Here is a 15,288-nt window from a genome sequence, read left to right as displayed (position 1 = left end):
GCTCCCCAGCTGCGGGCAGGCGTGCCGCAGGGCGGCACCCGGCAAGCGCCGGTAAGCGCCCCCCCCGCGCCAGCCCCCTCAGCTCTCCTGTTCCGTCGGCTTTCGCAGGGGCGGCCGGGCCGCCGCCAGTCGCTCGCGCAGCCGGGCCCAGCCCGCCGACGCCGCCCACACCGCGCGCACGCTCGACCGCGGAGCGAACAGCGCCCGCAGCCGCGCGGGAACACCGACCGTGCCGTTGAACGCGGCCGTCACCCGGCGGACGTCGTCCGCGAGGCCCGCCGTCGGCCGCGGCCGTGGCGCGTACAGCACCTGTTCGACCGCGTCCGCCACCCGGTGCACCGAGGCCCCGGTGGCCGGATCGAGACGGCCGAGCCGGACGATCCGGGCGGCCGCGTTGCGCGGGGTCAGCGACTCGTCCGGCAGGATGCCGAAGTCCCAGGCGGTGTCGGTCAGTTCCAGCCAGACCGCCAGCGTGTGTGCCGCCATGCCCGTGGGCGTACGGTCGTGGGCCCCGAGCCGGCCTGCCCGCGCCTGCTGCCGGTACAGCATCGGCGACAGCGGCACCGCCAGTACGGCGAGACCGCCGAGCGCCCACAGGGCCAGCTGCCACCACGGCGGCCCGTCGTCGCCGCTCTGCACCGCGGCCGCCGCCGACGGGCTGGCGCAGGCGTCCTGCCTGCGCAGCTGCGGCGTGCAGCTCTCGCTCTGCGAGGCCGAGGCCGACGGCGCCGCCGAGGCGCCCTTGGAGGGCAGGGTCTCGTCCGGCACGGAGGACCCGGGCGAGACCGACACCGTGTACGAGGGAGTCGTGCCCCGGGTCGGGGTCGGCTCGAAGCGGGTCCAGCCCACACCCTCGAAGTACAGCTCCGGCCAGGCGTGCGCGTCCTTCAGGCCCACCGACACCGTGCCGTCGGCCTGCGGGGTGCCCGGTGCGAAGCCCACCGCGACCCGGGCCGGGATGCCCAGCGTCCGGGCCATCGCGGCCATCGCGAACGAGAAGTGCACGCAGAAACCGCGCTTCTGCTTCAGGAAGTTCGCGATCGCGCCCTCGCCCCGGCCGACCTCCACCTGGGTGTCGTACTGGAAGCCGCCCGTCACCGCGAAGTAGTCCTGGAGCTTCACCGCCTCCTCGTAGTGGTTCGCCGAGCCCGCGGTGACCTCCTTCGCCGTCTGCGCCACCACCGACGGCAGCGAGGAGGGCACCTTGGTGTACTCCTTCCTCATCGCCGCCGAGGCCTCGGGCGCCGCGGCCAGCTGCTCCGCCGTCGGCTGCACGTCCAGGCTGGTGACCTGGTAGGTCTCGCCGCGCGTGTTCTGCCCGTGGTCGCCGACGAGGGTCATCCCGACCGGCTCGTAGCGCCAGGTGCCGGCCACCTTCACCCCGCTCGGCGGGTACGGCATCGGCAGCCAGTCCTGGGCGTACCAGTCGGCGGCCGCGATCGTCGACCTCACCGTCGTCCGCTTGACGTCGGCGCCCAGTCCCGCCGGGGTCGGGAACCTGTCCGGCACACCGGTGATGTGCCGCTGGGCCGGCTTCCAGGTGGTGCCGTCGAAGTCGTCCAGGGAGACGATCCGCAGGTACAGGTCGGAGACGTCGTCGCTGCTGGTCCGCACGGACAGCACCTGGCGGTCCTCGTCCACGTTGAGGCTGTCCCGCAGCGACACCAGCGGGTTGACCGCGGAGATCGTGCCGCCGTTCCCGTCGCCCACGCCGACACCGTTCCCGGCGCCGTCCAGCAGGCCGCCCTGGATCGAGGGCATCGCGAGCGGCACGAACAGCGCGACGCTCAGCACGGCGAAGCCGATCCGGCGCCCGGTGCGCACCGGGGCCACCGCGCCGCTCTCCTGGCCGCCCGGGGTGCGCGCGGCCCCGCCGAACACCCGGCCCCACTGCGAGAGCCGGTCCCGGCCCTCGGCGAGCAGCAGCATCAGGTAGCCGGCCGCCGCCACCAGGAACCACAGCCAGTCCGTCGGCCCGTCGGACAGTCCCGCCGCCACCGAGTACAGCGCGAGCAGCGGCAGCCCGGCCGGGGCCGCGCTGCGGAAGGTCACCGCGAGGGTGTCCACGACCAGTCCGACGACCAGCACCCCGCCGATCACCATCAGCCGGATGCCGGGCGTCAGTGGCGCGGGTATCGCGTACCGGCTGACGTCGTCCGAGCCCTGCTGGAGCAGGTCGCCGAGGTACCGGAAGGTGTCCGGGCCGGGGATCACCCCGGCGATCGCGTGGCTCCGGGCGAAGACCACGGTCAGCATCAGCAGCGTGACCAGCGCCTGCGCGGCCACGGTCAGCGGCCGGGCCAGCGGCACCCGCCGGGCGGCCGCGCCCACGCCCGTCTGCACCGCCAGCAGGAACGCCGCCTGGAACAGCCAGGTCATCGGGGAGACCAGCGGCAGCAGGGCGCAGGACGCCATCAGCGTCGCCGCCGCGGCGGTGAGGGCGAGCCGGGCGCGTCCGCTCATCGCCGTGCCTCCCCGCTCAGCGCGGCCTGCCCGGTGCGCTCCCGGTCGGCCTGCCGCCACGCCTCGGCCACTGCGGTGCCGCGCGGCACGCTGACGGCCGTCCAGCCGGCCTCGCGCAGCATCCGCAGCCGCTCCTCGTGCGCGTCGCCGGGGGCGGGCACGTCGGCGGGCTCCCTGATCCAGGTGTCCGGGTCCAGCACGAAGGCGACGGCACCACCGCTGCGCTGGCGCATCTTCGCGGCCACCGTCGCCTGTTCCTCGTCGAGGTCGCCGAGGAAGGCCACCAGCAGCCCCTCGTTCCCGCCGCGCAGCACGTCGTAGGCCCGGGACAGGCCGGTGCCGTCCGAGTGGTCGATCACCGCGAGGGTGTCCATCAGCAGCCCGGCCGCCTCCGCCGACTCGTGGCCGGTGCCCGCGAAACCGTCGGCGCCCTCGCCGGGCACCGAGCTGCCGGTGTCCGTCAACAGCCGGACCGAGAAGCCGCGTTCGAGCATGTGGACCAGGACCGAGGCGGCACCGGACACCGCCCACTCGAACGCCGAGTCCGGACCCGCGCCCTCGTAGGCGCCGCCCCGGGTGTCGAGGAGGACCGTGCAGCGGGCGCGCTGCGGCTGCTCCTCGCGGCGCACCATCAGCTCGCCGTAGCGCGCGGTGGAGCGCCAGTGCACCCGGCGCAGGTCGTCGCCGTGGCGGTAGCCGCGCGGGATCACGTCGTCCTCGCCGGCCAGGGCCAGCGAACGCTGCCGCCCGTCGCCGTACCCCTTCGCCTCGCCGCTGAGCCGGATCGGCGGCAGCGGCTCGACCTTCGGGATGACGGTCAGGGTGTCGAACGTCGAGAAGGCGCGGGTCAGTTCGCACATGCCGAACGGGTCGGTCAGGCGCAGCTGGAGCGGGCCCAGCGGATAGCGGCCGCGCAGGTCCGAGCGGACCCGGTAGGACACCTCGCGGCGGCCGCCCGGCTCCACCCGGTCCAGGACGAAGCGGGGGCGCGGGCCGAGGACGTAGGGCACCCGGTCCTGGAGCATCAGCAGGCCGGTGGGCAGCCGCGAGACGTTGTCCATCCGCAGGTGAACCCGGGCCTCGCTGCCGGCCGGCACCCGCGCGGGGGAGAGCCGGCGGCTGCCGGCCACCCGGTAGCGGGTGCGGTAGAGCACGGCCGCGCAGAGCAGCGGCAGCACGGCGAGCAGCAGTCCGACCCGGCGCAGATCGGCCTGGCCGAGTATGTACGCGCAGATCACCGCCGCGATGCCGGCCGCGAGGAAGGAGCGGCCGCGGGTGGTCAGCCCGGCCAGGGCCGTGCGGATCCCGCCCGTCTCCCCGCGGTCGGCCTCCGCCGGGGTGCCCATCACAGACTCCGCGGCGGCTGCTGGGGATAGGCCGGCACACCCCGGCCCAGACCGCCGAAGCCGGCCTGCTGCTGGGGGGCCGCGGGCACCGGGGTCGACTGCAGGATCTCCTGGACGACCTGCTCCGCGGTGCGCCGGTTGAGCTGGGCCTGGGCGGTGGGCAGCAGCCGGTGCGCCAGCACCGCGACGGCGAGCGCCTGCACGTCGTCCGGCAGCGCGTACTCCCGGCCGCTCAGGGCCGCGGCCGCCTTCGCCGCGCGCAGCAGGTGCAGCGTGGCGCGCGGGGAGGCGCCGAGTCTGAGGTCGGGGTGGTTGCGGGTGGCGGCGACCAGGTCCACCGCGTACCTGCGGACCGGCTCGGCGACGTGGACCCCGCGCACGGCCTCGATCAGCTTCACCACGTCATGGGCGTGCGCCACCGGCTGGAGGTCGTCCAGGGGGTTGACCGCGCCGTGGATGTCGAGCATCTGCAACTCGGCCTCCACGCTGGGATAGCCGACCGAGACGCGGGCCATGAACCGGTCGCGCTGGGCCTCGGGCAGCGGATAGGTGCCCTCCATCTCGACCGGGTTCTGGGTGGCCACCACCATGAACGGGCTGGGCAGTTCGTAGGTCTGCCCGTCGATGGTGACCTGCCGCTCCTCCATCGACTCCAGCAGCGCGGACTGCGTCTTCGGCGAGGCGCGGTTGATCTCGTCGCCGATCACGATCTGCGCGAAGATGGCGCCCGGCTTGAACTCGAAGTCCCGGCGCTGCTGGTCCCAGATGGACACGCCGGTGATGTCCGACGGCAGCAGGTCGGGCGTGAACTGGATGCGCCGCACCGTGCAGTCGATGGACCGCGCCAACGCCTTCGCCAGCATCGTCTTGCCCACGCCCGGGACGTCCTCGATCAGAAGATGTCCCTCGGCGAGCAGCACGGTCAGCGAAAGCCGTACGACCTCGGGCTTGCCCTCGATCACACCCTCCACCGAACTGCGGACCCGCTCCACAGTGGCGGTCAGATCAGTGAGGCTCGCTCGATCGTCATAGGTCGTCACCCGGCCCTCCTCGGCCCGTTATTGCCCGGCCGGTGCGTCGTCTCGCACAACCGGCCCACCCCGAATCACGGACACCACGCGTGAATGGTTCCGCGCGACGTCTCACACCGCATTCTTGCTGCCGTTACCGATTCGTGTCACTCGCCTGTGGACAACTGCCCGCAGTATGTCGGTCTTACGGCCTTTCGACCGTCTATTCGACAGGGAGTCGACAGCTTACGGCGGGCCCGTTCCGGGGCGCACGGTCCGCTCGGCGGGCCGATGCGTCGCGCAGGGGGGCGGCCGGGGCGGGGCCGCGATCGGATCGAGGGGGGGGTGATCCGCCCGGGCCGGGCCGGCGGGGGCCCGGTCCGGGCGGATGGTGTCTTCGGCGGGGCCGGTCAGACCGGGTCGATCTCGCGGAGGAGGCCGGTGCGGACGTCGAAGACGAAGCCGCGTACGTCGTCGGTGTGCTGCAGGAACGGAGAGGTGCGCACCCGCTGCATGGACTGCCGGACGTCCTGGTCGACGTCCCGGAAGGACTCCACCGCCCAGGCCGGGCGCTGGCCGACCTCCATCTCCAGTTCGGTGCGGAAGTCCTCGGTGAGGGCCTCCAGACCGCAGCCGGTGTGGTGGATCAGCACGATGCTGCGGGTGCCGAGCTTGCGCTGGCTGATGGTGAGGGAGCGGATCACGTCGTCGGTGACCACACCGCCGGCGTTGCGGATGGTGTGGCAGTCGCCGAGCTCCAGGCCGAGCGCGGCATGCAGGTCGAGGCGGGCGTCCATGCAGGCCACCACGGCCACGTGCAGCACGGGCCGGGCGTCCATACCGGGGTCGGTGAAGGCGGACGCGTAGGTCCGGTTGGCGTCGACCAGGCGGTCCGTCACGGTGCCGTCCGTGGTTATGGCGCCTTCGGATCCAGTGGGAACTGCTGCGGAAGTCGTCATAGTCATGACGTTACTGGTCACGCGCGTTCAGGGCCTGCTGTGAGAGGGGACAAAGAACGTCATCGTGGCTTGTTGTGAGCTAACCCACACGGAGGGCAAAACACGTCCGCACGGGTGATTCCCGATGAATCCCCGCCCCGGCCGGGACGCCGTACGCGCCGCGCAGGCCGGTTGATTGACCGCGCGACACGGTGGACTAAAGTGACGCGAAGCGGGAGGCGAGGCTCTCCCCGCTGGTGAAATCCCCTGGAGACCCCGGCACAGCGCCCGGGCCGTCTCCCCACGTGCGCGGTGCGCGTACCGAGCGGGCGGGGACCCGGCGGTGCTCCCCCCGTGCCGGAACTGAGAGGCCCCCTTGAGCCAGAGTCGACATGTCCCGGTGATGCTCCAGCGGTGCCTGGATCTGCTGGCACCCGCCCTGGAGCGGCCGGGCAGCGTGGTCGTCGACTGCACCCTCGGCCTCGGCGGCCACAGCGAGGCGCTGCTGACCCGCTTCCCCGAGGCCCGCCTGGTCGCCCTGGACCGCGACAAGGAGGCCCTGCGCCTGTCCGGCGAGCGGCTCGCCCCCTTCGGCGACCGCGCCACCCTCGTGCACGCCGTCTACGACGAGCTGCCCGCCGTACTCGAACGCCTCGGCATCGCGCGCGTGCAGGGCGTGCTGTTCGACCTCGGCGTCTCCTCCATGCAACTCGACGAGGCCGGCCGCGGCTTCGCCTACGCCCAGGACGCGCCCCTGGACATGCGCATGGACCAGACGACCGGCATCAGCGCCGCCGAGGTGCTCAACACCTACCCGCCCGGTGATCTCGTCCGTGTCCTGTTCCAGTACGGCGAGGAGAAGCAGGCCAAGCGGATCGTCTCGGCGATCGTCCGGGAGCGCGAGAAGGAGCCGTTCACCAACAGCGCCCGGCTCGTCGAGCTGATCCGGGACGCCCTGCCGCAGGCCGCCAAGCGCACCGGCGGCAACCCGGCCAAGCGCACCTTCCAGGCGCTGCGCATCGAGGTCAACGGCGAACTCGCCGTCCTGGAAAGGGCGATCCCGGCCGCCGTGCGGGCCCTCGCGGTCGGCGGCCGGATCGCCGTACTGTCCTACCACTCGCTTGAGGACCGCCTCGTCAAGCAGGTGTTCGCGGCCGGCGCCGCCACCACCGCGCCGCCCGGGCTGCCGGTCGTGCCCGAGCAGTACCAGCCCCGGCTCAAGCTGCTCACGCGCGGTGCCGAACTTCCCACCGAGGAAGAGGTCGCCGAGAACCGCCGGGCCGCTCCGGCGCGTCTTCGGGGAGCCCAGCGCATCAGGGAGGAAGCCGAGTGAGCGAGCGGGGTTCGCGGACCCACCGGAGGACACGTGAGTAGGAAACCCGAGCTTCGGGGGCGGGCGGCCCGGCTCGCCCGGCTGTTTCCGGCCGGCCGTGCCCGCCAGGCCGCCCGCACCCCGTTCGTCCTGCTCGTCGTCCTGCTCCTCGGCGGCGGCCTGATCGGCCTGCTGGTGCTGAACTCGGCACTCAGCGAGGGCTCGTTCAAACTCGACGACCTCCAGAAGCAGACGAAGAACCTCACCGACGAGGAACAGGCGCTGCAGCGGGACATCGACGCCTACTCCGCCCCCGACGCCCTCCAGCGCCGCGCCCGCGAACTCGGCATGGTCCCCGGCGGCGACCCGGTCTTCCTCGGCCCGGACGGCACCGTGAAGGGCGTCCCCGGCCCCGCCGCCCTCCGGCAGACCACCGCGCCGCGCGCCCCCGAGGCGCTCGGCACGCAGTCCGCCGGCGCGCCCGCCCCGACGGCCACCGGCTCCGGGCCGGCCACGGCACCCGCGGCCTCCGTGCCGGCGACGGCATCCGGGCCGACGCCCACCCCGGCCCTCACGCCCGGGACCTCCCCGACCACGACCCCCGGCAGGTGACGGAAGTGCCAGACACTTCTGGAAACAGGCAGCCGCCGCGCCGCCGCGTGCCCGGCCCCGCCAAGCCGCCCCGCCCCCGGGACCCCAGGGGTGCCGTCCGGAGCCGGTCCGCCCCCGGTCCCGGCGCCCGCCCGGTCCGCCGCCCGGGCGGACCGCGCCCCCCGGCCGCACCCCCCCTGCGCCTCGGCAGCCCCCGCCCCCGGCTGCGCATGGTCGGCCTCGCCCTGACCCTGGTCCTGCTGGTCTTCGTCGGCCGCCTGCTCCAGGTCCAGGCCGTCGACGCCAGCGCGTACGCGGCGAAGGCCGAGCAGAACCGGTACGTCGTGCACACCCTGGCCGCCGAGCGCGGCGGGATCACCGACCGCAACGGCGTGGCGCTGGCGATCAGCGAGGACGCGTACGACATCACCGCCGACCCCACGATGTTCACCAGCAAGCAGCTCAAGGTGGCCGACGGGCCCGAGCAGGCGGCCGCGCTGCTCGCCCCGATCCTCGGCAGGAACCAGGCCGACCTCGTCAAGCTGCTCCGGCCGCAGAACAAGGACCTGCGCTACGTCCGGCTCGCCACCCGGCAGACCCCGCAGGTCTGGAAGCAGATCAAGGACCTGAAGGCCGCGCTCACCACCAAGGCCGAGACCGACAGCAGCACCGTCAACGTGCTGGGCGGGGTCTTCGCCGACCCGAGCAGCCAGCGGGTGTACCCGAACGGCGACCTGGCCGCCGGGATACTGGGCTGGGTCAACGCCGACGGCAAGGGCGGCGGCGGCATCGAGCAGCAGCTCGACAAGGAGCTCACCGGCAAGGACGGCAAGATCCGCTACGCCCAGTCCGGCGGCCGCGAGGTGCCCACCGCGGGCTCCACCGAGACCCCGGCCGTGTCCGGCTCGGACGTCGAGCTGACCATCGACCGGGACATCCAGTGGGCCGCGCAGAACGCCATCACCGAGCAGGTCAAGAAGTCCAAGGCGGACCGCGGCTACGTGGTCGTCCAGGACACGCAGACCGGGCAGATCCTGGCGATGGCCAACTCGCCCGGCTTCGACCCGAACGACCTGTCGACGGCCGACGCCGACGCGATGGGCAACGCGGCCGTCCAGGACGCCTACGAGCCCGGCTCCACCGCCAAGGTGATGTCGATGGCCGCCGTCCTGGAGGAGAACGCCGCCACCCCGCTCACGCACGTGGTGGTGCCCAACCGGCTGCACCGCGGCGACCGGCTCTTCAAGGACGACGTCGACCACGCCACCTGGTACCTCACGCTCAACGGCGTGCTCGCCAAGTCCAGCAACATCGGCACCATCCTCGCCACCGGCCAGCTCGGCAGGACCCAGGAACAGGCCAACCAGGTCCTCTACTCGTACCTGCGCAAGTTCGGCATCGGCAGCTACTCCGGGCTGGGCTTCCCCGGCGAGACCAAGGGCATCCTGGCGTCGCCCGGCAAGTGGTCGACGTCGCAGCAGTACACGATTCCTTTCGGTCAGGGCTTCTCCATCAACGCCATGCAGGCGGCCTCCGTCTACTCGACGATCGCCAACGGCGGGGTCCGCGTGGAGCCGACCCTGGTGCGCGGCGCCAAGGGCGCGGACGGCCGCTTCACCCCGGCCGCCCAGCCGAAGAAGACCCGCGTGATCAGCCAGAAGACGGCCAAGACCCTGGCCGAGATGCTGGAGTCCGTGGTGGACGACGAGCAGGGCACCGGTGCCAAGGCGGCCATTCCCGGTTACAACGTCGCGGGCAAGACCGGTACCGCCAACCGAGTGGATCCGGCCACCGGCAGGTACCGCGGCTACACCTCGTCGTTCGCCGGTTTCGCACCCGCCGACAAGCCCCGTATCACCGTCTACTGCGCCATCCAGAACGCGACCGCCGGCAGCTACTTCGGCGGCCAGATCTGCGGCCCGATCTACAAGCAGGTGATGGAGTTCGCCCTCAAGACCCTCCAGATCCCGCCGACCGGCGCCAAGGCGGCCGATCTGCCCGTCGACTACAAGCCCTGACCAGCGCCTCGGCACTTCGCACAGACCACCAGGAACGAGCTCGTGACAACGATCACCCCCGATCCCGGGAACCACGGGACCCCGCGCCCCTCGCTTCGCTCCGGAGCCGGTGCGCCCGGTACGCTCACCGCCGTGCCACACGCTGATCAGTCCCAAACCACCCAGAAGGGCGCTTCCGTGACATATCCGGGGCCGCCCAGGCCGGTTCAGGTCTCCGCAACACCCCTCGCGGAGCTCGCCGATCAGCTGGGTGCCGCCGAGCCGGAACCCGTCGAGAACACGGCCGACGTCACGGGCATCACCCATGACTCGCGCGCGGTCCGCCCCGGTGACCTGTACGCCGCCCTGCCGGGCGCCCGGCTGCACGGCGCCGACTTCGCCGCCCAGGCCGCCGGCCTCGGCGCGGTCGCCGTACTGACCGACCCGACGGGCGCCGAGCGCGCCGCCGCGACCGGCCTGCCGGTCCTGGTCGTCGACGACCCGCGCGCGCGGATGGGCGAGCTGGCGGCGACCATCTACGGCCGCCCGGGCCGCGACCTGCTGCAGATCGGCATCACCGGCACGTCGGGCAAGACCACCACGGCCTACCTGGTCGAGGGCGGTCTGAAGACCACCCGCACCACCGGTCTCATCGGCACCGTCGAGATGCGCATCGGCGACGAGCGCATCAAGTCCGAGCGCACCACCCCCGAGGCCACCGACCTCCAGGCCCTGTTCGCCGTGATGCGCGAGCGCGGGGTCGAGGCGGTCGCCATGGAGGTCTCCAGCCACGCGCTGGTCCTCGGCCGGGTCGACGGCTGCGTCTTCGACATCGCCGTCTTCACCAACCTCAGCCCGGAACACATGGAGTTCCACTCCGACATGGAGGACTACTACCGGGCCAAGGCGCAGCTGTTCACCCCGGAACGCAGCAGACGGGGTGTGGTCAACGTCGACGACGAGTACGGCCGCCGGCTCGCCCGGGAGGCCTCCGTCCCGGTCGTCACCTACTCCGCGGAGGGCCACCCCGACGCCGACTGGCGGGCCGCGGACGTCCACACCGGCCCGATGGACTCGACGTTCACCGTCGTCGGGCCCGAGGGCGTGCGGGTCGCCGCCAAGTCGCCGCTGCCGGGCCCCTTCAACGTGGCGAACACCCTCGCCGCGATCGTCGCCCTCGCCGCCGCCGGGTTCGACCCGCAGACCGCCGCCGACGGCATCGCCGCCGTGCCGGGTGTGCCGGGCCGCCTGGAGCGGGTGGACGCCGGACAGCCCTACCTCGCGGTCGTCGACTACGCCCACAAGACGGACGCCGTCGAGTCGGTCCTCAGGGCCCTGCGCAAGGTCACCAAGGGCCGGCTGCACATCGTCCTCGGCTGCGGCGGCGACCGCGACCGGACCAAGCGGGCCCCGATGGGCGCCGCCGCGGCCCGGCTCTCCGACACCGCCGTACTGACCTCCGACAACCCGCGCTCCGAGGACCCCCTCGCCATCCTCGCGACCATGCTCGAAGGCGCCGCCTCGGTGCCCGCCCACGAGCGTGGCGAGGTGCTCCTCTTCGAGGACCGGGCCGCCGCGATCGAGGCCGCCGTCGCCCGCGCGCACCCCGGCGACACCGTGCTGGTGGCCGGCAAGGGCCACGAGCAGGGCCAGGACATCGCCGGCGTGATCCGTCCCTTCGACGACCGCCAAGTGCTTCGCGAAGCTATCCAGAAGACCCAGGGATGAACTTGTGATCGCCCTCTCTCTCGCCGAGATCGCAGAAGTCGTCGGCGGGCAGACGCACGACATACCGGATCCGTCCGTCCAGGTCACCGGCGAGGTCGTCCGGGACTCCCGCGAGGCGGGGCCGGGCAGCCTGTTCGCCGCCTTCGTGGGCGAGCGCGTGGACGGCCACGACTACGCCGCCCAGGTCGTCGAGCAGGGCGCGGTCGCCGTACTGGCGTCGCGCCCCGTCGGTGTGCCCGCGATCGTCGTGGACGACGTCCAGACCGCCCTCGGGGCCCTCGCCCGCCATGTCGTACGACGGCTCGGCGCGACCCTCGTGGCGCTGACCGGCTCGGCCGGCAAGACCAGTACCAAGGACCTCATCGCCCAGGTGCTGCGCACCAAGGCGCCGACCGTCTTCACGCCCGGCTCGCTCAACAACGAGATCGGACTGCCGCTGACCGCCCTGTCCGCCACCGGGGAGACGAAGTTCCTGGTGCTGGAGATGGGGGCCCGCGGCATCGGCCACATCCGCTACCTCACCGATCTGACGCCCCCGAAGGTCGGCCTGGTCCTCAACGTCGGCACCGCCCACATCGGCGAGTTCGGCGGCCGGGAGCAGATCGCCCAGGCGAAGGGCGAGTTGGTGGAGGCCCTGCCGGCGGCCGAGGACGGCGGCGTCGCGGTCCTCAACGCCGACGACCCGCTGGTGCGGGCCATGGCCTCCCGTACCAAGGCGAAGGTGGTCCTTTTCGGAGAGTCGGCCGAAGCGGACGTACGGGCCGAGAACGTACGACTCACGGACACGGGACAGCCCGCGTTCAGCCTTCACACACCCTCCGGTGCAAGCGATGTGACCATGCGCCTGTACGGTGAGCACCACGTGTCGAACGCGCTCGCCGCGGCCGCCGTCGCCCATGAGCTGGGCATGTCCGCGGAAGAGATCGCCCTGGCGCTCTCCGAGGCGGGCTCCCTCTCCCGCTGGCGTATGGAGGTCACCGAGCGCCCGGACGGCGTGACCATCGTCAACGACGCCTACAACGCCAACCCCGAGTCCATGCGAGCCGCGCTGCGCGCGCTCGCGGCCATGGGCAAGGGGCGCCGCACGTGGGCGGTGCTCGGCAAGATGGCCGAGCTCGGGGACGAGGCGCTCGCCGAGCACGACGCGGTCGGACGGCTCGCCGTCCGGCTCAATGTCGGCAAGCTCGTCGCCGTCGGGGGAGTGGAAGCCTCCTGGCTGCAACTGGGCGCATATAACGAGGGTTCGTGGGGTGAGGAGTCGGTGCACGTGTCCGACGCACAGGCGGCGGTCGACCTGTTGCGCAGCGAGTTGCGCCCGGGGGACGTCGTACTCGTGAAGGCGTCACGGTCGGTGGGGCTGGAGAGCGTTGCGCAGGCGCTCCTCCGGACCGGTGCCGAGGGTGTTGATGCCCGATGATGAAGCAGATCCTCTTCTCGGGTGTCATCGGTCTCTTCCTGACGCTGATCGGCACCCCGCTGCTGATCAAGCTCCTCGCCCGCAAGGGCTACGGCCAGTACATCCGTGACGACGGCCCGCGCGAGCACGCCAGCAAGCGCGGTACGCCGACGATGGGCGGTATCGCCTTCATCCTGTCGACGGTCGCCGCCTACTTCCTGTCCAAGGTGATCACCGGCTACACCCCGACCTACTCGGGCGTGCTGGTGCTCGGCCTGATGTGCGGGATGGGCCTGGTCGGCTTCCTGGACGACTACATCAAGATCGTCAAGCGGCGTTCGCTCGGTCTGCGGGCCAAGGCGAAGATGGCCGGCCAGCTGATCGTCGGTATCTCCTTCGCGGTGCTGTCGCTGCAGTTCGCCGACGCCCGCGGCAACACCCCGGCCTCCACCAAGCTGTCGTTCATCACGGACTTCGGCTGGACCATCGGCCCGGTGCTGTTCGTGGTCTGGGCGCTGTTCATGATCCTCGCGATGTCCAACGGCGTGAACCTGACCGACGGTCTGGACGGCCTGGCCACCGGCGCCTCCGTCCTCGTCTTCGGCGCCTACACGTTCATCGGCGTCTGGCAGTTCCAGGAGTCCTGCGCCAACGCGACGACCCTGACCAACCCCAACGCCTGCTACGAGGTGCGTGACCCGCTGGACCTCGCGGTCATCGCCTCCGCGCTGATGGGTTCCTGCCTCGGCTTCCTGTGGTGGAACACCTCGCCGGCCAAGATCTTCATGGGCGACACCGGTTCGCTCGCGCTCGGCGGTGTCCTGACGGGCCTGGCGATCCTCTCCCGCACGGAGCTGCTCGTCGCCATCATGGGCGGCCTGTTCGTCCTCATCACCATGTCGGTGGTCATCCAGGTCGGCTCCTTCCGGCTCACCGGCAAGCGCGTCTTCCGGATGGCACCACTCCAGCACCACTTCGAACTCAAGGGCTGGTCCGAAGTCCTTGTGGTGGTCCGCTTCTGGATCATCCAGGGCATCTGTGTGATTGTCGGACTCGGCCTCTTCTACGCAGGATGGGCAGCGGACAAGTGACCGACTGGCAGGGCAAGCACGTCACCGTCGCCGGGCTCGGCGTCTCCGGTGTCCCGGCGGCCAAGGTGCTGCACGCGCGGGGCGCGATCGTCACGGTCGTCAACGACGGCGACGACGCACGCGCGCGTGAGCAGGCCGCCGAACTGGAGGCGCTGGGCGTCACGGTACGGCTCGGCGACGGCGCCACCCTGCCGACTGGCACCGAACTCATCGTCACCGCGCCCGGCTGGAAGCCGGACAAGCCGCTGTTCCAGGCGGCCCGCGCGGCCGGCATCGAGATCTGGGGCGACGTCGAACTCGCCTGGCGGCTCCGCGGCCCCGGCGCCGCCCCCTGGCTCGCCGTCACCGGCACCAACGGCAAGACCACCACCGTCCAGATGCTGGCGTCGATCCTGAAGGCCGCGGGGCTGCGCACGGCCGCCGTCGGCAACATCGGCGTCTCGCTGCTCGACGCGGTCCTCGGGGACGAGGAGTACGACGTCCTCGCGGTGGAGCTGTCCAGCTACCAGCTGCACTGGGCGCCCTCCCTGCGCGCCCACTCCGCGGCCGTGCTGAACCTCGCCCCCGACCACCTCGACTGGCACGGCTCCATGGAGGCCTACGCCAAGGACAAGGGCCGCATCTACGAGGGCAACCGGGTCGCCTGCGTCTACAACGCCGCCGACAAGCTCACCGAGGAGCTGGTCCGCGAGGCCGACGTCGAGGAGGGCTGCCGGGCCATCGGCTTCACCCTCGGCACCCCGGGGCCCTCCCAACTCGGCGTCGTGGACGGCATCCTCGTCGACCGCGCGTTCGTGGAGAACCGGCAGAAGAACGCCCAGGAGCTGGCCGAGGTCTCCGACGTCAACCCGCCGGCCCCGCACAACATCGCCAACGCCCTTGCCGCGGCGGCCCTCGCGCGCGCCTTCGGGGTGCCGCCCACGGCCGTACGGGACGGGCTGCGGGCCTTCACGCCGGACGCCCACCGCATCGCGCACGTGGCCGACGTGGACGGGGTCGCGTACGTCGACGACTCCAAGGCGACCAACACCCACGCGGCCGAAGCCTCGTTGGCGTCATATGAGTCGATCGTATGGATTGCGGGCGGTCTGGCGAAGGGCGCGACCTTCGACGAGCTGGTCGCCAAGTCGGCGAAGCGGCTTCGGGGCGCGGTGCTCATCGGCGCCGATCGCGCCCTCATCCGGGACGCCCTCGCGCGACACGCGCCGGAAGTCCCGGTCGTCGACCTCGACCGGACCGACACTGGGGCGATGCTCGCGGCGGTCCAGGAGGCGCGACGGCTCGCCGTCGCCGGAGACACGGTGCTGTTGGCACCCGCCTGTGCCTCCATGGACATGTTCGCCAACTACAACAAGCGCGGTGACGCGTTCGCCCAGGCTGTTCGCGAACTCGGCGCCTGACCCGGCCGCCTGCCGG

The 15,288-nt window shown here is 72.3% G+C and carries 11 protein-coding genes; 7 read left to right on the top strand and 4 right to left on the bottom strand.

All coding sequences use genetic code 11. The features are described from left to right. Positions 1-78: 78 nt before the first annotated feature. The 4 genes from ACFZB3_RS21765 to ACFZB3_RS21750 form a co-directional block, all read right to left on the bottom strand. On the bottom strand, positions 79-2,463 hold the full coding sequence (locus tag ACFZB3_RS21765) for a transglutaminaseTgpA domain-containing protein (protein WP_391377354.1): 2,385 nt from the start codon (positions 2,461-2,463) through the stop codon (positions 79-81). Then, positions 2,460-3,809, bottom strand: coding sequence for a DUF58 domain-containing protein (locus ACFZB3_RS21760; protein WP_391377352.1), 1,350 nt, complete (start codon positions 3,807-3,809; stop codon positions 2,460-2,462). The genes ACFZB3_RS21765 and ACFZB3_RS21760 overlap by 4 nt, the downstream gene beginning before the upstream one ends. Next, positions 3,809-4,849 (bottom strand): AAA family ATPase, encoded by a 1,041-nt coding sequence (locus ACFZB3_RS21755; RefSeq protein WP_391377350.1) that lies wholly within the window; start codon positions 4,847-4,849, stop codon positions 3,809-3,811. The genes ACFZB3_RS21760 and ACFZB3_RS21755 overlap by 1 nt, the downstream gene beginning before the upstream one ends. A 380-nt stretch (positions 4,850-5,229) precedes the next feature. Next, positions 5,230-5,778 (bottom strand): carbonic anhydrase, encoded by a 549-nt coding sequence (locus tag ACFZB3_RS21750; protein WP_391377348.1) that lies wholly within the window; start codon positions 5,776-5,778, stop codon positions 5,230-5,232. Between the two features lie 355 nt (positions 5,779-6,133). On the opposite strand from ACFZB3_RS21750, the gene rsmH reads away from it, so the two are divergent. The 7 genes from rsmH to murD are packed head-to-tail and all read left to right on the top strand — an operon-like array spanning position 6,134 to position 15,272. Then, positions 6,134-7,090: a 16S rRNA (cytosine(1402)-N(4))-methyltransferase RsmH gene (rsmH, locus tag ACFZB3_RS21745; protein WP_391377346.1), complete on the top strand. Its 957-nt coding sequence runs from the start codon at positions 6,134-6,136 to the stop codon at positions 7,088-7,090. 33 nt (positions 7,091-7,123) lie between these two features. Beyond that, a complete protein-coding gene (locus ACFZB3_RS21740) occupies positions 7,124-7,681 on the top strand; it encodes a septum formation initiator family protein (RefSeq protein ID WP_391377344.1) in 558 nt (185 codons plus the stop codon). Next, positions 7,678-9,678, top strand: a complete 2,001-nt coding sequence (locus ACFZB3_RS21735) for a penicillin-binding transpeptidase domain-containing protein (RefSeq protein WP_391377342.1) — start codon at positions 7,678-7,680, stop codon at positions 9,676-9,678. The genes ACFZB3_RS21740 and ACFZB3_RS21735 overlap by 4 nt, the downstream gene beginning before the upstream one ends. Positions 9,679-9,720: 42 nt before the next feature. After that, a complete protein-coding gene (locus ACFZB3_RS21730) occupies positions 9,721-11,385 on the top strand; it encodes a UDP-N-acetylmuramoyl-L-alanyl-D-glutamate--2,6-diaminopimelate ligase (protein ID WP_391377340.1) in 1,665 nt (554 codons plus the stop codon). Between the two features lie 4 nt (positions 11,386-11,389). After that, positions 11,390-12,802: a UDP-N-acetylmuramoyl-tripeptide--D-alanyl-D-alanine ligase gene (gene murF / locus ACFZB3_RS21725; RefSeq protein ID WP_391377338.1), complete on the top strand. Its 1,413-nt coding sequence runs from the start codon at positions 11,390-11,392 to the stop codon at positions 12,800-12,802. Then, on the top strand, positions 12,802-13,872 hold the full coding sequence (mraY, locus tag ACFZB3_RS21720; RefSeq protein WP_351497047.1) for a phospho-N-acetylmuramoyl-pentapeptide-transferase: 1,071 nt from the start codon (positions 12,802-12,804) through the stop codon (positions 13,870-13,872). Before murF ends, mraY begins: the two co-directional genes overlap by 1 nt. Next, a complete protein-coding gene (murD, locus tag ACFZB3_RS21715) occupies positions 13,854-15,272 on the top strand; it encodes a UDP-N-acetylmuramoyl-L-alanine--D-glutamate ligase (protein ID WP_391377336.1) in 1,419 nt (472 codons plus the stop codon). The genes mraY and murD overlap by 19 nt, the downstream gene beginning before the upstream one ends. Positions 15,273-15,288 lie beyond the last annotated feature (16 nt).

The sequence above is a fragment of the Streptomyces sp. NPDC008092 genome (genome assembly GCF_042957285.1).
In the GTDB taxonomy this organism is placed as follows: domain Bacteria; phylum Actinomycetota; class Actinomycetes; order Streptomycetales; family Streptomycetaceae; genus Streptomyces.
This window is presented reverse-complemented; position numbering and strand designations above follow the sequence as displayed.

Excerpts from the sequence above, each read along its gene's own strand:
- ACFZB3_RS21765 (WP_391377354.1), bottom strand. The coding sequence starts at position 2,463 with ATGAGCGGACGCGCCCGGCTCGCCCTCACCGCCGCGGCGGCGACGCTG.
- ACFZB3_RS21760 (WP_391377352.1), bottom strand. The coding sequence starts at position 3,809 with ATGGGCACCCCGGCGGAGGCCGACCGCGGGGAGACGGGCGGGATCCGC.
- ACFZB3_RS21750 (WP_391377348.1), bottom strand. The coding sequence starts at position 5,778 with ATGACGACTTCCGCAGCAGTTCCCACTGGATCCGAAGGCGCCATAACC.
- mraY (WP_351497047.1), top strand. The coding sequence starts at position 12,802 with ATGAAGCAGATCCTCTTCTCGGGTGTCATCGGTCTCTTCCTGACGCTG.
- murD (WP_391377336.1), top strand. The coding sequence starts at position 13,854 with ATGGGCAGCGGACAAGTGACCGACTGGCAGGGCAAGCACGTCACCGTC.